Raw genomic sequence first — 18,153 nt, 5'->3', positions numbered from 1 at the left:
GAATACAGGTCGAGGCGGCGGGAATGGCAGACTGTCAGCCATGACTATCCTCCTGGCTGGCTGTGGTGATCTCGGAACTGAAGCCGGATTGCGGTTCGCTGCCCAAGGCCGCCGTGTGGTTGGCTGGCGCCGCTCGGCGCAGAAGCTGCCGGCCGCTATCGAAGGTGTGGCGGCTGACCTGGGCGCACCCAACCTGCCGCCGGTCCCGGCGGACACCACCGCCGTCGTCATAGCCGTAGCCGCCGACTCACCAACGGAGGAGGCCTACCGAGCCGCGTACGTACAGGGCCTCACCAACGTCCTCGACGCCTTGAAGCGCGACGGCGTGACGCCGGAGCGGGTGCTCTTCGTCTCCTCTACCGCTGTGTACGGCGACGCCGGCGGCGGCTGGGTTGATGAGGGTACCGCAGCGGTTCCCGGCGGCTTCTCCGGGCGGATCCTTCTGGAGGCCGAGGAACTGCTGCACAGCCGGTTCGACGGGACCCGGACAGCAGCAGTGTCGCTTCGTCTTGGCGGGATCTACGGCCCGGGCAGGACGCGGTTGATCGACCAGGTGCGCAGCGGTTCAGCCATCATCCCGGAAGATGTCCGCTACACAAACCGCATTCATCGGGATGACGCTGCGGCTGCCATCGTCCATCTGGCCACTCTGCCTTCAGAGCCGGCGCCCGTCTACATTGGTGTGGACGACGACCCTGCCGACCTCGGCGCCGTGCTCCGTTTCCTGGCCGCCGAAATAGGCTTAGCTGAGCCCCCGGTTGGAGATGCAGGGACGGCCCGCGGCGGCAACAAGCGCTGCCGCAACGCTCTCCTGCGCAGCACTGGTTTCGAGTTCACTTTTCCGTCGTTCCGTGAGGGCTACCGGGACATTCTCGTTGGCAACGGGGTACGGCACCCGTAGGCCAAGAACCTTCCCCTGAAGTGCCAGCGTTTAGGCTGTCTCCTGGACGGCAGCAACTTTGACGCGATGCGAGTGAGGCAGGAAACCTTGGATTTTCGGCACATCATTGAGACGGTCGGGGAGTTTGTCGACTTCGCTGGGGTGGCCGTCATGGTAATCGGTGCCCTCATTTCCATTCCTATGGCGCTGCGCGGACACCAGCCGCGTAAGCGTAACCTGCCTGCAGGGGCTGAAAAACTCAGCGTCTACCGCCTTTATCGGCAGCTGCTGGGCAGGTCCATCCTGCTGGGCCTCGAACTTCTGGTGGCAGCCGATATCATCCGCACCGTGGCTGTCACTCCTACGTTCGAAAGCGTTGGAGTGCTGGCCATCATCGTGCTGATCCGGACGTTCCTCAGCTTCTCGTTGGAGCTGGAAATCACGGGCCGATGGCCGTGGCAGAAGGAGCCCCAATCCTCGGATTCCGCCGAAGCCCCTGCACGCTGATTTCATCCGGTTCAGGTTATCCACATAGCGTCTTTTGCCGGCAGTTTTGTCGGTGGTCTTTGGCAGAGTTGTCCTATGGAAGCCATCGGTGAGCAGCTTGCGGAGTACGGCGGTTCTACTGCTGTTCTGATGCGGGCTGGCAGGGTTTCTGCCCCTGGGTCAAAGGCGTCCGACGGCGACTCGCGCCAAGGTTGCGCGGGCCGGCTAGGTGCCGTTCCCGGCCAGGCTGCACAATGGGAGGGTGGGGCCCTCGTTGAGGCTCCCCTTCAGCCAGGCAACCCGTCCGGTACGGATGAAACCCTTGGTGCGGCGTCGCTTCCGGCTGACAACCCTCCCGGTGCAGATGAATCCCTTACCGCGGCGTCGCTTCCGGCTGACAACCCTCCCGGTGCAGATGAATCCCTTACCGCGGCGTCGCTTCCGGCTGACAACCCGTCCGGTGCTCATGGGCTGCTTAGCCTAAGCGAGATCGGCGGATTACTGGCTGCTGCCGCTGCTGCTGCCCCCACGATTCTTGCGGCCGCTGATTACGTTGAGGCCGCCGATTTTGCCGGGCACGTGGAGGACTTCTCCCGGTCCGTGGAGTACCTGCAGATCCTGGCCGCCGGGACGGTGGACCGGACCCGCACACAGGCCATTGCCGCGGCGGACGCCGCCCGAGCCGGCCGCTCCCGTGTCGGCAAGGGCTGGGTCACCGGCTGGGACAACGGCGCCGAAGCCCTGAACGAAACAGACGCCGCCTGGCCCGGAGACTCCGTAGTCAGCAGTTCGGTGGCCAGCGAGTCATTGGCCAGCGAGTCAGCGGCCAACGGCGCCGGGAACCCGATCGAGCCAGACCGCCCCAGCCGGGTAGTCACCTCACCTGCCGATGACGGGTGCGCCAACACTGCAGAGTTCCTGCGACTGCGGTTGCGGATCGCCAAGAGCGAAGCCCACCGCCGGCTCGCCCTCGCAGCAGACATCCTCCCCACCACCACACTCACCGGCGACATCATCCCAGCCACCCGCGAACACCTCGCCGCAGCCCTCACACCCACACCTGCACCTGCCGGCACCGTCGAGGACACCGCGAACACCACCGGGAGCGAAGAAGACTCCACCAACACCGGGGACATCGGGGACGGGGGCGAGGACACCGCAACGACCCGGGCTGCTACCAGTCCTGCGGTCTCTTCCCGTGCCGGGACCATCATCAGTCTGACCCTGAACCGGCTCCGCCACCTCGTCACACCCGAACGGCTGGTCCTGATCGAGGAAAACCTCACCAGCACAGCCGCCACCGCCGATCCGGACTTCCTTGCCCGCGTCGCCCGCCGCTGGGCCGACACCATCGACGCCGACGGCACCGAACCCAGCGAAGAAGCCCTCCGCCACAGCCAAGGCGCCTTCATCCGCAAACCCCGCCACGGCCTGCACCACATCGAAATCTTCGCTACCACCGACCAGTACGAACACCTCCTCACCGTCATGAACACCGCCACCAACCCCCGCACCACCACAGCAACAGGAACCGACACAGACACCGGCACAGGCACAGGCACAGGTGCTGGCGCTGGGACCGGCACAGGCGCTGGCGCTGGGACCGTAACAGGCATTGGCATGGGTACCGGGACCGGCCGGGATCCCTGGCGGGACGGCGACGTGGACCTGGACCGGCGCACCCGGCCCCAGAAACAACTCGAGGGACTCATCGGCGCCGTCAAAACCGCCCTGACCACCAACACCCTGCCCGCCACCGGCGGCAACCGCCCCCAAATCATCGCCACCATCAACTACCAGGACCTCCTCCCCCACCCCGAACGCAATCCCGGCACCGGCGCAGGCACCGGCACCGGCACCGGCACCGGCACGGGTACCGGTACCGGGAACTTCGCCTTCACCGGCCCCGTCGCCGCCGCCACAATCCGCAAAATCGCCTGCGACGCCGACATCATCCCCGCCCTCCTCGGCACCCACAGCGAAATCCTGGACCTCGGCCGCAAAACCCGGCTCTTCACCCCAGCCCAACGCCAAGCCATCACCGCCCGCGACCAAGGCTGCACCTTCCCCAACTGCACCATCCCCGCCCCCTGGTGCGAAGCCCACCACGTCACCTACTGGTCCAACGGCGGCACCACCACCGTCGACAACGGCGCACTCCTCTGCTCAGGCCACCACCACCTGATCCACAAAGAACAATGGACCATCACCATCATCAACGGCACCCCCTGGTACACACCCCCAAAACACCTCGACCCACACCAAAAACCCCAACACAACACCTACTTCAAACCACCACCCCCACCCCGGGAATGAGCAGCGCCCGGCGGGAAGGGGCTGACACCAGACGGCCCCGGCTGATGGCCCGTAATGCCTTCAACAAGCCATGGTGCCTTCAACAGCCGTCGTGCTTTCATTAAGGCGGCGATCCTCAGGAAGCGCCCTGCTGGTTTCCAAAAGGCTCCGCTAGGCTTCACAGCATGAGCAGGACTGCCACCACTAGGACGTCGTCCTCTACGCTTTCGTCATCTTGCTACGACACCAAGGAGACTCGCCCTAGTGCTAAGGCCGGCGAGCTTGTCCCGAGACCACCCCTATCGGTGACTGGGAGCCTCCCGCAGGTACTCGCGCGCTGAATCAGCAGGAGAGAGAACCGTGACATTGCACCAGGACAATTCGGCACGGTGGCCCCTGCCGGAGGAACTGCATCTTCCTGTCATTATGGACCAGCGCTGGATGGACGCCATATTCCTCCACTGGCGCATTCCGGAGTCAGTTGCTGCACGGTTTATGCCTCCTGGCGTGCAGCCAGACACTTTCGACGGAACCTCCTGGGCGGGCCTCATCGGCTTCCGAATGAAGGAGGCAGGGATTGGACGCGGACCAGGCATCCCCTACCTGGGGAGCTTCAATGAGGTCAACGTCCGTCTTTACTCCAGGGAACCCGACGGAACCCGTGGTGTCGTATTTTTGACCCTCGACGCAAACCGGCTGCCCGTAGTCCTGGCCGCCAGGGCGGTTGGCATACGGTACGTCTGGTCGAGGACGGGTTACCAGCCACCCTCAGACCGAACCCCTGCCACCAGCTACTCCGTCCGCAGATTCCGGCGAGGCGCCCAAAGCATCTTTCGTGCTGCGCCAGATCTCGGCTCGCCCGCGGAGGATCCCCTCTCAACATTTCTGACTGCACGATTCGGGCTGCACAGCGTTTTCTGGGGCCGGACCGTCTACATCCCAAATACGCATGAACCGTGGCCGCTTTACACGGCGGATCTGGTCGAGCTGGAGGATGGGCTGATGCGAGCCGCGGGAATCACAGTGGACGGCCCGCCGGAGTCCGTGCTGTACTCCCCCGGTGTCCGGACCCAATTTGGCCGGCCCCGCTTCCTCGGGCACTAACCGGACCCGAAGCGCTATGACCTAGCTTCCCCGGGCACTAACCGGCCCCGAAGCGTTATGTCCTAAACGTCCTGCCAGCCGCGGCCTTCACTGAAGGTGGCCACGAGGGTTCCCACTCCAGCGTTGAGGGAGTTGGACGGGTCGAAGTACAGGGACGCTTCAGAGGCACGGCTGTGGGTGATCAGCTGCTCGGCTTCCAGTTTTGCCTCTGGGACAGTGGCGCCTATGATGCCCGTCCGCGCCGGGAGTTCAGGGGTGTGCACAACCTCGGCATCCGTCTGGGTCAGGGGGATGGTAGTACCGGAGTTGATCTCGTCGTGCGGGAACTCGAACTCGGCATCGTCGGCGGCTGCGGGGATGATGTACTCCAGGAAATAGGTCATGAACCCACCTTTGCAGAAACCCATCGTCATCGAAAGTACGCCCACCGGGTGAAGGGCCCGTGACGTATTCCCACGTCAGCCGCGCACTCCTATACTTGCCGCATGATGATGTCGCTGTGGTTTGGCATCATAGCGTCCAGCGCCTTAGTCGTAGGTGCCTTCGTTGGCGTCCGTTTTGAGCTGCCCAAGCGTCTCTTGGCCATGCTGCTGGCCTTCGCCGCCGGTTCACTCATCACGGCACTCGCTTTCGAACTGTTCGAAGATGCCTATGAGCACGGCGGGATCATCCGCGCAGCCATCGGCCTCATGGGCGGCGCTGTGGTGTTCACGGTCCTCAGCGCACTGCTGGACCGGTGGGCGCAGGCCGGAGAACAGAAACACGCCACACCTGCCGACGAGTTCCAGGGCAGCGCCAAGCTCGACACTGATGCCGCCGCTACCGATAAGGCTGCCACTTCTGCATCAACCCGCGGAGCGGCCGGGCTGGCGCTCTTGGCCGCCGTCACCCTTGACGGCGTGCCGGAGAACGTTGCCCTAGGAATCTCGCTGGGGGAAGGAACCGGCGGTTTGGCGCTCCTTGCCGCTATTTTCGTCTCCAATTTCCCTGAAGCACTGGTCGGTTCGGCGTCCATGCGGAGCCAGGGCCGTTCGACAGGCAGCATCCTCGGACTATGGCTGGCGTGTGCGGTTCTGCTCGTCATCGCCGTCGTCATAGGAGCTGGACCGCTGTCCGGAGCGGACCCGGAGGCGATCTCCATACCTCTGGCGTTCGCAGCCGGTGCAGTGATCGCCTCGCTGGCGGACACCCTGATGCCGGAAGCGTATGAACATGGCGGACCAGCCGTCGCCCTGAGCACGGCCGCAGGATTCGTCCTCGCGTTCGTGTTGTCGCTTGCCTAAGCCGCAGCGCAAGGCCGCAGCCTCAAATACGGCACCGAGTCGCCGAACAAGCTACTTACCCAGCCCGGCCTTCCGCAGCGCCTCAGCCATGGCCGTGTTCACCGGAGCCGGCTGGGCAGCAGAGGTGCGGCCAGGCACTGCCTCGTTACGTGCCGTCTTTCCACCCGATCGTGCCTGCTCCTGCCGTCCGCCGCGTTCCGAACCCTGCGTGCCGCCCCGCCCCGTGCCGGGGTTTCCGCCGCGCCCGCCGCTTTGGTTCTTGCCCCGCTCCTGGTTTTGCGGCCGACCGCCGGACTTCCCCGACGATGTAGCACCCGAACCCGCGGCCCCGGAGGAGGGCTCGTCGTCCAGCCGCAACGTCAACGAAATCCTCTTCCGTTCGGGGTCTGCCTCCAGGACCTTCACCCGAACCACTTGTCCTGACTTCACCACTTCGCGCGGATCGGCCACGAAGCGGTTCGCCAGGGCCGAGACGTGGACCAGTCCGTCCTGATGCACGCCCACATCCACGAACGCCCCGAACGCCGCAACGTTGGTCACAGTCCCCTCCAAAACCATCCCGGGCCTGAGGTCGGAAATCTTCTCGATCCCCTCCGAGAACGTCGCGGCTGCAAATGCCGGCCGCGGGTCGCGCCCGGGTTTGTCCAGCTCGGACAATATGTCCTGAACCGTGGGGAGCCCGTACGTGTCATCCACAAAGTCACGCGGGTCCAGCGATGAAGCAGGCGCAGAGCCGGCAGCCACACGAATCTTCCGCGCCACGGGATAGGACTCCGGGTGCACGCTGGAGGCATCCAGCGGCTCCGATCCCCCTGTAATCCGAAGGAAGCCAGCGCACTGCTCGAACGCCTTCGCGCCAAGCCGCGGCACCTTCTTCAGGTCGCTGCGCTTGGCAAAGGGGCCATGCTCATTCCGGTACGCCACGATGTTCTCGCTGAGCAGGGGCCCGACGCCGGCCACGCGGCTGAGCAGCGCTGGCGAGGCAGTGTTGACGTCCACGCCCACGGCGTTCACGCAGTCCTCCACCACCGCATCCAGGCTGCGGTCCAGCTTGGACGCTGTGACATCGTGCTGGTACTGGCCCACGCCGATGGACTTGGGATCGATCTTCACCAACTCCGCAAGCGGATCCTGCAGGCGCCGGGCGATAGAGACGGCTCCGCGCAGGGACACGTCCATGCCGGGCAGCTCTGCTGCAGCGAGAGCGGAAGCAGAGTAAACCGATGCCCCCGCTTCGGAGACCACGAGCTTTTGCGGTTTCCGTTCCACGTCCGGCAAGCGCTTTATCAGTTCGGCTGCGAGCTTGTCAGTTTCGCGCGATGCTGTTCCGTTGCCAATGGCCACGAGTTCGACGGCGTGCTGCCGCGCCAACCGAACAAGAGTCGCCAGTGCTTCGTCCCACTTGCGTGCCGGGGCATGAGGGTAGACGGTATCCGTGGCCACGACCTTGCCGGTGCCATCAACCACGGCTACCTTGACGCCGGTTCGAAGTCCGGGGTCCAGGCCGAGCGTGGCCTTGTTCCCGGCCGGCGCGGCCAGCAGCACATCGCGAAGGTTTGCGGCGAAAACGCGGACCGCCTCATCCTCGGCCGCTGCGAACATCTTGCCGCGGAGGTCAGCTGTCAGCCTCGCCAACACTCGGGACCGCCACGCCAGCTGGGCCGTTTCCATCAACCAGGCATCGGCGGGACGCCCACGGTCGGCGACCCCTAGGCACCTGGCCACCGCCGACTCGTACCGTAAGCGCGCGGCTGCAAGGGCGGCGTCGTCCGCGGGGTCTGCTTCGGCGAGGTCGAGTTCAAGGATGCCGTCCTTCTCCCCCCGCAGCAAAGCCAACACGCGGTGCGACGGCATCCCGGCCGGCGCTTGGGCAAACTCGAAGTAGTCAGCGAACTTCTGCCCTTCGGACTCCTTCCCCTTCTTCACGCGCGACACCATGCGGCCCTGCGTCCAGAGGCGCTCGCGCAGGGTGGCCGCAAGGTCGGGATCCTGGGCGACGCGCTCAACCAGAATGGCACGGGCACCGGCGAGCGCGGCAGCGGCGTCCCCAACAGCATGTTCCGGGTTGAGGTATTTGGCGGCTTCGCGTTCCGGATGAAACTCTGGCCGTTTCAGCAGTGCCTCGGCCAGCGGTTCCAAGCCCGCCTCTCGCGCGATCTGTGCTTTGGTCCGCCTCTTGGACTTGAACGGCAGGTAGATGTCCTCGAGCCGAGATTTAGTGTCAGCGGCGAGGATCGCCTTCTGCAGTTCGGGCGTCAGTTGGCCTTGCGCTGCAACGGCGTCGAGCACGGTACGACGGCGGTCCTCCAGTTCACGGAGGTAGCGCAGGCGCTCGTCAAGCTCACGAAGCTGGGTGTCGTCCAGCGTCCCGGTGGCCTCCTTGCGGTACCGGGCAATAAACGGGACTGTTGACCCGCCGTCGAGCAGCTCCACAGCCGCCTTCACCTGCCAGGCTTTGACGCCCAGTTCAGTTGCGATCTGGCTGTAGATTCCGTCCTCCCTTTTTGTGGGCGTTGACGGAGCAGCGGACGGGGGGTGCGGCAGTTGAGTCACCAGAACATCTTGCCCTAAGCGCTTGCCCGGCTCCACTGCCGCGGCAGTCAGGGACGTTCGGCAAGGGTATTCCACTGCCGCCCGCAAAGTGCTGTAGTTGAAATGCCGTCACAGGCACCGAACGCTCGAGGAAGAGGGCATCATGCGGGAACTGCTTATCGTGTTTCAGGAGGGGTTCGAAGAAGCCAACATCACCGTGACGGTGAACGGCAAGCAAGCGCGGCGGGACCTGGATGTTTCCACCAACCCGATACTCGGCATTGCATCCGAGGTTTCCATAGAGCTGCCGGCGAAGGGCGCACAGGTGGGAGTCGAGGTAACCAACCGGGGCCTGAAAGCGATCACGAAGGTCAGCGGCAAGCCCAAAAGCGTCCTCGTATCCATCGAGGACGGAAAGCTCGTTATGACGGAAGGAACCGGCCGGGAGGCACTTCTCTAGCCCATTTTGCCGGTGCCTGACCGGGCTCTAGTAAAACTCCATTTGCTGGAGTAGCATCTGATCACCGCCGGGACCCCAGAGGAGCCCGGTGGGCCAACTTCATCAGCCAAAGGCCGTCGGATGGCCTCTGGCGCCCGCTGCCGGGACAGCACACCGAGCAGCAAACGACGGCGGCACCCTAGTCGGGTGCCGCCGTCGCTGCTGTCTCGCACTTACTGTTTAAGGAGCCTTAGCCGGCGTAGGCCGGGTAGTCCGTGTAGCCCTCGGCTCCATCAGCGTAGAAGGTGGAGGGGTCCGGTTCATTCAGCGGCAGGCTCTCGTTCCAGCGCCGCGCCAGGTCCGGATTGGCGATGGCGGGACGGCCCACCACTACTGCGTCCGCATGACCGTCGGCCACCAGGGCAGCGGCTTCCTCCTTGGTAGTGACAACGCTGAAGCCGGTGTTGACCAGGAAGGTGCCACCGAAGCGCGCCCGGAGATCCTGGACCAACTCGCCACTGGGTTCGTGGTGCAGGATGCTGAGGTAGGCAAGGTTAAGCGGGGCAATGCTGTCCACCAGGACCTCGTAGGTGGCACGGACATCGGCTGCGTCAACCTCGGCAATGCCCTGTACGTTGTGCTCCGGAGAGATGCGGATGCCCACCCGGTTGGCTCCGACCGCTGCCACTACCGCGTTGACTGTCTCGATCACGAAACGTGCCCGGTTCTCCGGGGAACCGCCGTAGCTGTCGGTGCGGACGTTGGCGTTCGGCGCCAGGAACTCGTGGAGGAGGTAGCCGTTGGCAGAGTGCAGTTCGACGCCGTCGAAACCGGCTTCGATGGCATTCAGCGAGGCGGCGACGAATTCCTGGATCACCAGCGGCAGTTCGTCAGTGGTCAGTGCGTGCGGCACGGGGTACGGCTGCTTACCGGACGGGGTGCGGACGTCACCCTCGATAGCTACGGCGCTGGGAGCCACGATGGTGTTGCCGCCGGTGATGTCCGGGTGCGAAACCCTGCCGCCGTGCATGATCTGGGCGAACATGCGGCCGCCTTCTGCGTGGACGGCGTCGGTAACGTTCTTCCAGCCGGCCACCTGCTCTTCGGTGACGATGCCAGGCTGGCCCGGGTAGGAACGACCAGCGGGGCTCGGGTAGGTTCCTTCGCTGACGATGAGGCCGAGGGAAGCACGCTGGCGGTAATGCTCAGCAAGGAGAGGACCGGGGACGCCTTCCTCGCCGGCGCGGAGCCGAGTCAGGGGTGCCATCACCAGTCGGTTCGGGAGTTCAAGTTCGCCAAGGGCCAGAGGGGAAAACAGCATGCGCGTCCTTTCGAAGATTTCAATGTTCTGTTTGGCCCAACTGAGAGGCGCTTGCAACTATTCCGAATGCGGCGCGAATCACATCCTGGCCCTTCCGGTTGTGCTGCCGTCGGGGCGGGGTCGTTCTCATGCCGGACGGTCTGATGCCGGGGTTAGCGCTCTGCCCCAACTCCAGGGCAGCCCTGCCCCTGGGGGTTCGCGTTGCAGTCGTCGGCGTAGTTGCGGGTGAGCGACCGCCAAACACTGATGGTCTGAGGTGGCGCGCTGAATTGGCCTTGGCCCGGGATAGGCAGGGGCGGCCCGGCGTTGACGGAATAGGTTCCCTGGAAGGATGTGGTCAGCACGACTTGGAAGTCACCCGTGGCTCCGTAGGCGTGGCTGGTCCTCGTCTTTTCACCCCATCGGTCCTGCGGCAGCGGGCCTCCCATCGACGGCTGGGGACCGAATACGGTGCCATCGCCGTAGTTCCAGGTGTACTGAACCGGTGTTGCGACAATGTGCACCTGCTGTCCGAACATGGTGACATCGAACTGCTGTTCCACGGCCTCTGCGTAAAAGTTGGTCTCAGCGCCCCTAAGCGTGTGCGGGCTGGGCTGGGCCACGACCGTTCCGGCGTTTACCGGCAGGCTTTGGAACTGCCGCTGGATCTCGGCGGCAATACGGGGCAGCAGGTCCTCGGGCCGAGCATCGTAGAGGCAGGTCGGGCCCGAGTGGTAGGCCCAGACGGCGCCGGGAACTCCACGGGGCCTCGATAGCCAAGTGACAGGAATACCGGCTTCACCGTCAGGGCCGTCCTTGCATTCGAGTTGCCGCGCAAGGCAGGGCGTGTCAAAGTCGCCCCCGCCAAGGTGGCACTGAAGTTCGTACTTGTAGTCGTTGGGGTCGGCATTTGCAGTTCCGGGTGTTGCACGGCTTAGTTGGCCTGTGGTTTCGTCAATTACCCATTGATCTGCACCAACCCCGAGCCCCTTCTCTTCATAGCCCAGTGAGATGTCTGCGAACGCGAGCGTCGGAGCGACAAGCAGCAGCAGCAAGGTCATAAAAATGACTTTCAGCGAGCGCACCTTCATCCTCTTTACCTAATCAGGCCAAGGTCAGTCATCACCCAACCCGTGGAGCCAAAAGTAGCCGCCGCCCGACTTCCAGTATTGGTGGCGGCTGTAGGAGCTTGGAAGAGACTTCCGTCCGATTCTCTAATCTCGATCTCTTGCTGTAGCACCTGGACTACGGCGTGTGGTTCTACCCCGGGTTCGAATACAACTGAGATAGCAGGAGTTTCAATTTTTCCTCCCGATACCCAGCGGCCTTCGCCCCACGCTTCCGTCACTCCGTCTTTTAGTCCGTGGCAGAAAACACAGCCTGGTCCGCTTATTTCTACAAGTTTTTCCGTTTTACCGGTCTCGAATGCGTAATTTAGCGTTGCGTACCAGTACCGGATGAAAGCTTCTAGCCCCTCCTTTGTTTCCGTCTTCGCCACTTCCGGCAGCACAGGGACTGGCACATTCTGGGCGGGGCCAGATGCATCAGCGGGTTTGTATAGGGCGCTGGCTGTAGGCGTAGGCGTGGGGGAAGGGCTTGGTGAAGTCACTTCCGTGGCTGTCGGGGAAGCTGTGCCTGGATCTGCAGGTGCTCCGCCCGCGCAGCCGGCCAATGTAAGTGCAGCACCAACAGCCACTGCTAGAACGCCGGAACGCATAAGGCGGGACGTGAATACATTGTGCGATGTCATGGGCCGCTAATCCCCCAATAGTTTCCAGACGGCATGCTCGGGACAGTGACTTAAGGGTAGCCCAGGTCACATTTGGGCGATCAAACTTATCCACAGGAACTTCGACCTGGTTTTATCACTGGCGCAAAAGACTAGAAGGTCATAAGGAGGCGGGCGCCTAAGAATGCCCTGACCAAAGCGCTGGCCCGATCGCACAGCAATAGGAACGAAGGCAAGAACCAACAAACCGCCCTAGCGCATTTCTACATAACGTAGAAGAATGGCGGCATGATGTTCAAACACAAGGATGGCAATCCAGTCCTGGAACTCAACGACGAACAGTCCTGGCGCCTGCTGGAAGGGACGAAGCACGGACGGTTGGTGGTCTCCGTAGCCGGGGAACCGGATATCTTTCCGGTCAACTACGTCAGCTCAAACGGCAAGCTCTATTTGAGGACAGCCCCAGGGAACAAGCTCGCCCAACTGACCATCAATTCGGCCGTGCTCTTCGAAGCCGACGGCATCTTGTCGGACGAGGCGTGGTCCGTGGTTCTTCGGGGGAAAGCCCGGGTGCTGAGCAACTCGGCGGAACTGGCAGCCGTCGAGGAGCTAGGACTGAAGTCGTGGGTTCCAACGCTCAAGGACTTCTACGTCGAGATCGAGCCCGTCTCCGTCAGCGGGCGCCATTTCCAGCTCGGGGACCAGCCGGAGCGCGGTTTCTAGGAATCTAGACTGAAAGCATGGCGGATAAGCTGAGCCCGGAGCAGCGCAGCTGGAACATGTCCCGCATCCGGGGCAAGAACACCAAGCCAGAGTTGCTGGTCCGCAAACTCCTTCACGCCAAGGGTTACCGGTATCGCCTGCATGGCCAAGCGGGAAGCACCCGCCTTCCGGGCAATCCGGACCTTGTCTTCGCTGGCCGCCGTAAGGTGATTTTCGTCAATGGCTGCTTCTGGCATTTCCACGACTGCCGGGTGGGCCAGCACGCCCCCAAAGCGAACGCCGAATTCTGGGAGGCAAAGCGCTCACGCACCAGGGAACGCGACGCCGGGCAGCGCCGTCTGCTGGAGGACTCCGGCTGGGAAGTGCTCACTGTCTGGGAATGCGAACTCAAAGATGCGTCCGCACTTGAAACCCACTTGATGCAGTTCCTGGAAACAAATTCCTCCTCAGACCTTGAGCGCCTCAACAGAAAGCAATCTTGAGGCAATCTTAAGTATTTGCCCTGTCCACCCTTGATGTTGGTCCGTAAGGATAACTGCGTTGTCCCGCTTGGAGGACCACAGCACCAAGATCCGGAGCAACGACATCCCCTCTCGCCAGCTAACTGCCCCGCGCCAACAGGCGCGCATTCCAAGCGGACGCCGAGGAAGCACTGGTGTTGATGCGCCTCTAGGCCTCCTTCCACAGCCGGAACCGCACGAAGCCGATAATGACGGGCTGGGCAGCAAGGTAGGGCACCAGGCTCTTATTCCATTCGGCTTCGCAGCCGCCGCTCCATGCCCACGGCTCCCACCTCACCGGCGGAACCGCACCACGGGCGCATGCCGCGTCCATCTTCGTGAGTGGAAAAGATTGCAGCGGAACGAACCTAACCGCTCCGTTTGTTGACGCTCGGAAATCCCGTGCCGGAAAGAAGCTATTCCCAACACCTACTTGCGGCCGCACCCACTGCTTATCGGCACGAAATGCACAGGCTCAAGCATTGGACGTAAAAACCCGCAGTCTCATCAAGAAACCCACAATTCTCATCGGAAACCACTTTTGAGTATGCAGAGCAGCCCTAATCTGAAGAAGAGTTGATGCGCCATCTAACCCCCCGGTTTCCGGAGTGGAAGACCACAGCCGAAAGGACAATGATGACCCCTTCCGATGATGCCGGTCGGCCACTGGTGGACCGGACAGTCATGGACCGGCTGCGTGAGGAACTCGAGGAAGACGAGGGGTACTGCAGGGTCTTCGTGGGGAACTTTATTGACTACCTCCCGCAGCGCGTCGGCCGCCTGCGGCTGGCCTTGACTACCGGAGACCTGGACGGGGCGGTGGACGCCGTCCTGAGCCTGAAGACATCGAGCCAAATGGTGGGCGCCGAGCGGCTTGCCGGCCTCGCCATGGCCTTGGAAGGCGAAATCCGGAGCGGTGGGCCGGACGCCGCCGCCGTCGTCCTTCCCAGGCTCGCGGCCGCGTTCCTAAGACAAATCAGCCAGTGCAGCCGGCAAACAACGAACAGGCTGCAGGCTCAGTGCTCGCCGGGGGCCAGCCTGTAGCCGACGCCGCGGACCGTCTGGAGCCAGCGCGGCTTCTGCGGCGAGTCACCAAGTTTCTTGCGCAGGTTTCCCATGTGCACCTCGACGGACCTTTCGTCCGCTTCGCTGATGTAACCGCCGACGTCGTAATCCTCGTCCCGTAGGCGGCGCACCAGGTCCGATTTGGTACGGACAGTCCTGCCGGCTTCCAGCAGGGCGTGCAGGAGTTCAAACTCGGTCCGGGTCAGGTTCATCTCAGCGCCGTCCACGGTTACCGTGCGGGATGCATAGCTTAGCTCCAGGCCGTTATGGCTGTAATTCCCCCGCTCGGGATGCGCCTGGCCCTCCATGGCTGCCTCCCCGCCGGCAGCGTCGGCCGGGTCCGGGACGGTACGGGGGCGGCGCATCATGGCAGCGATGCGGGCGCGCAGCTCCCTGGGGCGGAACGGCTTCGTCAGGTAATCGTCCGCGCCGGATTCAAGGCCAATGAGGGTGTCCAGCTCCTCGGTGCGGGCTGTCAGCATCACGATGTAGGCGTCCGAAAACTCGCGGATCTGCCGGGAGACCTCAAACCCGTCAATGTCCGGCAAGCCAAGGTCCAGCGTGATGACATCCGGGTTGAGCGTCTTCGCCGTCAGTACGCCTTCGGCGCCGCTGCTGGCCACTGTCACCTCAAAGCCTGCCTGGGTCAGCACAGTGCGAACCAGTTCCCGGATGTCGTGGTCATCCTCGATGACCAGTCCCACACGTGCATCACTCATAGTGCCCCCTCAGCAGCCAACGTCAGAAGTATAGCTGGCTGCGGATATCCTGCTGATATGGCCTCGCACACCCTGTCCCGTAAGTTTCTGCGCCATGACTAACCCTGCTGCGTGGTCATCCGGCCGAATCAGATTCTTCCGGCGCCCCTTCCACGAGTACCGGCTGACGGATCGGGTGGCGCTGAGCCAGATGCCGCTGTTTGTGACGACGCTCCTCACAGCCTTCCTGATCTGGGCGTTCTTCCCGGCCACAATGACCAACCCGTTCTTTGTCGCGTTCCTGGTGTCCCAGGGGGCCATCATGGCCCTGTGCTATCTGGTTCCCTGGGAGCGGCTGCCCTACACAAGCTTCCTGATTCTTCCGCTGCTGGATTTCGTCTCCATTGCCCTGGGCAGGGAAGGCGGGCAGGAAAGCCTGACGGGTATCAGCCTGCTTGCCGTGTTCCCGGTCATTTGGCTGTGCGCCTCCGGGTACTACCCAAGGGCTGCCTTGTGGCTGTCCTTCCTGGCGCCGCTGGCAATCATCTGGGTTCCGTTGCTGATCAAGGGAACCTTTACGGCACAGGACCTGGCACGGTCGCTGCTGCTGCCCGTGATGATGCTCGGCATCGGTGTTTCCGTGAGCGTCCTGACGCTCAGCATGACGCGGCAGCAGCGGGAACTGGAGGACAAGGACGCCCAGCTGCAGGCCAACCTCCGCACCAGCCAGCGCCAGGAAGCGCTGTTGAACACTGTCCTGGACACTGTCCATCTGGGCGTCCTTGCCGTGGACGCGGACGGGCATGACGTGCTGATGAACCGGAAGCAGCGGATTAACCACGAACTGGCGCGGCCCAGGGACATAGCGGACCCGAACGAGTCCCAGCTGCTGGTCTTCGGACCGGACCGCAAGACGCCGGTCCCCGTCCAGGAGCGCCCTGTCCGCCGTGCCGTTCTCGGGGAAACCTTTACGGATTACCTTGTCTGGCTGGGGTCGGGAAAAGAGCAGCGCGCTTTCGTGACAACAGCCCGGGCCATGAAGGACGCCGACGGGAAGTTCTCCGGATCCGTCATTGCCTTCAGCGACGTCACGGACCTCGTCAACGCGCTGACGGCCAAGGACGACTTCGTCTCCAGCGTCTCGCATGAGTTCCGGACACCCCTGACGTCCATTCTTGGCTACGTGGAGATCCTGCTCGGGGATGAGCCGGAGGAGTCGCAGCGCGGCATGCTGGAGATCATCCGCAGGAACTCCGAGCGCCTGCTGACGTTGGTCAGCGACCTGCTGTCCAGCCGCAACGGACAGCTGATCGTCACGCCCCACTCCGTCGACGTGGCGGACCTGGTGCGGACCAGCGTTTCCTCGGCCATGCCCAAGGCGGCCGCTGCCGGCGTGGTGCTGGCCGCCGACACACCGGAGCGGCTGGAGGCCCACGTGGACGGGGCCCGGATTTCCCAGGTGCTGGACAACCTGGTGTCCAATGCCATTAAGTACTCCCCCGACGGCGGGAACGTACTGGTCTCGCTGGCCCAGGAGGACGGCCACCTGGCATGCCGGGTCAGCGATACCGGGATGGGCATGAGCGCGGAAGACGCCTCGGAGGTCTTCGCGAAGTTTTTCCGAACCAGCAACGTCCGCCGGACAGCCATCCCCGGCGTCGGTCTGGGCCTGCCGATCAGCAAAGCGATCGTTGAGGCCCACGGCGGGACCATCGAAGTGGAAAGCGCCCTGGGCCAGGGAACCACTTTCACGTTCCGGGTACCGGTGTAGTAAGGCCAGCGCGTACGACGGCGGCAGGCAGTCCCAGCGTTAGGCGCCAACGCGGGCCTGCCGGACGACCTCGCCCGCAGGGTTCCGGTGCAACACGGCCAGAGCGTACGACGGCGGCAGGGCAGTCCCAGCCTTACGCGCCGGTGCGGGCCTGCCGGACCACCTCGCCCCAGGACTGGCGGGCGAGTTCCCCGATCGAGGCGAGGATTTCCGACGGCGGCCTCGACAGGTCCAGCGGGAACTCCACAATGTCGATGTCCGTGTTCAGGATGCGGCGGAGCTTGACCTCGCCGGACCCCGCGTAGACCAGCCAGGCGGTGGGCACTGCCAGGGCGGTGCAGTGGGCGAGCATCTGGTAATGGTCGGCCGTCAGCGAGGCACCGAGGTCGGACGCGGCTTTGTACTTGGCGTTGTAGACCACCACGGGCCGTCCGCCCAGCAGGTGCACGGCATCCGGCCGCACTGACAACCGGTCCGCGTCCCGCACCGCCTCGCTCAGGAGTGCGTTGTACCGGAGCCGGAGCTCCCCCGGGTACGCGCCCATCGCCTCCCGCAGGGCCGTGCCGACAAAATCCTCGAACACCTGCGCCATGTCCACCACGAACGCAGCGGTCTGCTGCTTGCCCTGGCCGGCTTCAGCCGAGGCGTTGCGGAGAATAAGTTCCGCGAGGCGGAGGACGGCGTGGTAGCGGAGGTTCATCCGGCTGGCCGTCCACGGCGGAAGCGGGGCGCCGGCGGGAAGGCGGGTGACGGCGTCGAGCTTTCCCTTGAGCTGGCGCAGCCGGCTCAGCACCGCGGGCCGGACCCGCGGCACCTGGCCCATCCGCTCAAGGGCGGCACGCAGGATGCGGTTCTCGGCGATGTCCTCGCTGAACTCGTCGTAGGACACTTCCAGGGGCACCAGCATGCCGGGCCGCCGGGAGATCTGGTCCGAGATGCGGATCCGTCCTTTGACCGTGCGGAGCGACTCGTCCACCGTGCGGTAGCCCTGCAGCACACCGCGTCCCAGCGCCCGTTCGGCGAGCTGTGCCAACGACTCAGCCAGCGCACTCCAGAGCTCCCGGTCCTCGACGGCAGCCACGGTGTCGGGACGGAACCCCTGTTCCCCCGCGTAGCTGAGCAGGAACAGGAGCCGGCTGAGCCCCAGCCGGTCCTTGGGCCGGACATCCAGCTGCACCCTGGGAGTCCGCACAGAGCCCACCTTGCCTACAGGCTCGATCCGGTACAGCCCAAGCCCCATGGGCGACGCCTTGGCGAGACCACTGGCGTTCAGGAACGAGGCGCTGGCAGGATCCAGCCGTTCCACCATCCCGCGGGACAGTTCGTCCAGCACCAGGTGCCGGACAGA

18 protein-coding genes are annotated in these 18,153 nt (G+C 63.9%); 10 read left to right on the top strand and 8 right to left on the bottom strand.

Annotation, left to right across the window (positions count from 1 at the left end; translation table 11 throughout):
• Positions 1 to 40 precede the first annotated feature (40 nt).
• From M1D93_RS05285 to M1D93_RS05270, 4 genes are all read left to right on the top strand, one after another.
• On the top strand, positions 41 to 901 hold the full coding sequence (locus M1D93_RS05285; RefSeq protein ID WP_461174106.1) for an SDR family oxidoreductase: 861 nt from the start codon (positions 41 to 43) through the stop codon (positions 899 to 901).
• A gap of 87 nt (positions 902 to 988) precedes the next feature.
• Positions 989 to 1,387, top strand: coding sequence for a DUF1622 domain-containing protein (locus tag M1D93_RS05280; protein ID WP_461174937.1), 399 nt, complete (start codon positions 989 to 991; stop codon positions 1,385 to 1,387).
• 75 nt (positions 1,388 to 1,462) lie between these two features.
• Complete coding sequence (locus tag M1D93_RS05275; RefSeq protein WP_461174105.1) at positions 1,463 to 3,682, top strand: HNH endonuclease signature motif containing protein; 2,220 nt, start codon at positions 1,463 to 1,465, stop codon at positions 3,680 to 3,682.
• Positions 3,683 to 4,087: 405 nt separating this feature from the next.
• A complete protein-coding gene (locus M1D93_RS05270) occupies positions 4,088 to 4,765 on the top strand; it encodes a YqjF family protein (RefSeq protein ID WP_461174936.1) in 678 nt (225 codons plus the stop codon).
• A gap of 62 nt (positions 4,766 to 4,827) precedes the next feature.
• On the opposite strand, the gene M1D93_RS05265 is transcribed toward M1D93_RS05270, so the two are convergent.
• Positions 4,828 to 5,148 carry a hypothetical protein gene (locus M1D93_RS05265; protein WP_461174104.1) on the bottom strand — a complete coding sequence of 107 codons (321 nt, stop codon included), beginning with the start codon at positions 5,146 to 5,148 and terminating at the stop codon, positions 4,828 to 4,830.
• Positions 5,149 to 5,250: 102 nt separating this feature from the next.
• On the opposite strand from M1D93_RS05265, the gene M1D93_RS05260 reads away from it, so the two are divergent.
• Positions 5,251 to 6,048: a ZIP family metal transporter gene (locus M1D93_RS05260; RefSeq protein ID WP_461174103.1), complete on the top strand. Its 798-nt coding sequence runs from the start codon at positions 5,251 to 5,253 to the stop codon at positions 6,046 to 6,048.
• Positions 6,049 to 6,099: 51 nt separating this feature from the next.
• Here the strand turns inward: M1D93_RS05260 and M1D93_RS05255 are convergent, their stop codons facing one another.
• Positions 6,100 to 8,601, bottom strand: a complete 2,502-nt coding sequence (locus tag M1D93_RS05255) for a Tex family protein (RefSeq protein ID WP_461174102.1) — start codon at positions 8,599 to 8,601, stop codon at positions 6,100 to 6,102.
• Positions 8,602 to 8,743: 142 nt separating this feature from the next.
• On the opposite strand from M1D93_RS05255, the gene M1D93_RS05250 reads away from it, so the two are divergent.
• Entirely contained in the window at positions 8,744 to 9,040 is a 297-nt protein-coding gene (locus tag M1D93_RS05250) for a hypothetical protein (protein WP_461174101.1), read from the top strand.
• A gap of 229 nt (positions 9,041 to 9,269) precedes the next feature.
• Here M1D93_RS05250 and M1D93_RS05245 read toward each other — a convergent pair whose 3' ends face one another.
• The 3 genes from M1D93_RS05245 to M1D93_RS05235 form a co-directional block, all read right to left on the bottom strand.
• Positions 9,270 to 10,340 carry an alkene reductase gene (locus M1D93_RS05245; RefSeq protein ID WP_461174100.1) on the bottom strand — a complete coding sequence of 357 codons (1,071 nt, stop codon included), beginning with the start codon at positions 10,338 to 10,340 and terminating at the stop codon, positions 9,270 to 9,272.
• 152 nt (positions 10,341 to 10,492) lie between these two features.
• Positions 10,493 to 11,410 carry a hypothetical protein gene (locus M1D93_RS05240; RefSeq protein WP_461174099.1) on the bottom strand — a complete coding sequence of 306 codons (918 nt, stop codon included), beginning with the start codon at positions 11,408 to 11,410 and terminating at the stop codon, positions 10,493 to 10,495.
• A 5-nt stretch (positions 11,411 to 11,415) separates the two neighbouring features.
• Positions 11,416 to 12,036, bottom strand: a complete 621-nt coding sequence (locus M1D93_RS05235; RefSeq protein WP_461174935.1) for a DUF6318 family protein — start codon at positions 12,034 to 12,036, stop codon at positions 11,416 to 11,418.
• A gap of 300 nt (positions 12,037 to 12,336) precedes the next feature.
• On the opposite strand from M1D93_RS05235, the gene M1D93_RS05230 reads away from it, so the two are divergent.
• Together M1D93_RS05230 and M1D93_RS05225 are read left to right on the top strand one after the other, a co-directional pair.
• Positions 12,337 to 12,771, top strand: coding sequence for a pyridoxamine 5'-phosphate oxidase family protein (locus M1D93_RS05230; RefSeq protein ID WP_461174098.1), 435 nt, complete (start codon positions 12,337 to 12,339; stop codon positions 12,769 to 12,771).
• A gap of 17 nt (positions 12,772 to 12,788) precedes the next feature.
• Positions 12,789 to 13,253, top strand: coding sequence for a very short patch repair endonuclease (locus M1D93_RS05225; protein WP_461174097.1), 465 nt, complete (start codon positions 12,789 to 12,791; stop codon positions 13,251 to 13,253).
• A gap of 187 nt (positions 13,254 to 13,440) precedes the next feature.
• Here M1D93_RS05225 and M1D93_RS05220 read toward each other — a convergent pair whose 3' ends face one another.
• The gene (locus M1D93_RS05220) at positions 13,441 to 13,605 is read right to left on the bottom strand and encodes a hypothetical protein (protein WP_461174096.1); all 165 of its coding nucleotides are present in this window, start codon (positions 13,603 to 13,605) and stop codon (positions 13,441 to 13,443) included.
• Positions 13,606 to 13,907: 302 nt separating this feature from the next.
• On the opposite strand from M1D93_RS05220, the gene M1D93_RS05215 reads away from it, so the two are divergent.
• Positions 13,908 to 14,315, top strand: a complete 408-nt coding sequence (locus M1D93_RS05215; protein WP_461174934.1) for an Hpt domain-containing protein — start codon at positions 13,908 to 13,910, stop codon at positions 14,313 to 14,315.
• On the opposite strand, the gene M1D93_RS05210 is transcribed toward M1D93_RS05215, so the two are convergent.
• The gene (locus tag M1D93_RS05210; protein ID WP_461174095.1) at positions 14,288 to 15,055 is read right to left on the bottom strand and encodes a response regulator transcription factor; all 768 of its coding nucleotides are present in this window, start codon (positions 15,053 to 15,055) and stop codon (positions 14,288 to 14,290) included. The genes M1D93_RS05215 and M1D93_RS05210 overlap by 28 nt on opposite strands.
• Positions 15,056 to 15,149: 94 nt before the next feature.
• Between M1D93_RS05210 and M1D93_RS05205 the strand changes: the two genes are divergently transcribed.
• The gene (locus M1D93_RS05205) at positions 15,150 to 16,805 is read left to right on the top strand and encodes an ATP-binding protein (protein ID WP_461174094.1); all 1,656 of its coding nucleotides are present in this window, start codon (positions 15,150 to 15,152) and stop codon (positions 16,803 to 16,805) included.
• A 133-nt stretch (positions 16,806 to 16,938) separates the two neighbouring features.
• Here M1D93_RS05205 and M1D93_RS05200 read toward each other — a convergent pair whose 3' ends face one another.
• A complete protein-coding gene (locus tag M1D93_RS05200) occupies positions 16,939 to 18,114 on the bottom strand; it encodes a 5-methylcytosine restriction system specificity protein McrC (protein ID WP_461174933.1) in 1,176 nt (391 codons plus the stop codon).
• Positions 18,115 to 18,153: the final 39 nt, after the last annotated feature.

The organism is Arthrobacter sp. Z1-9, assembly GCF_054792695.1.
This window is presented reverse-complemented; position numbering and strand designations above follow the sequence as displayed.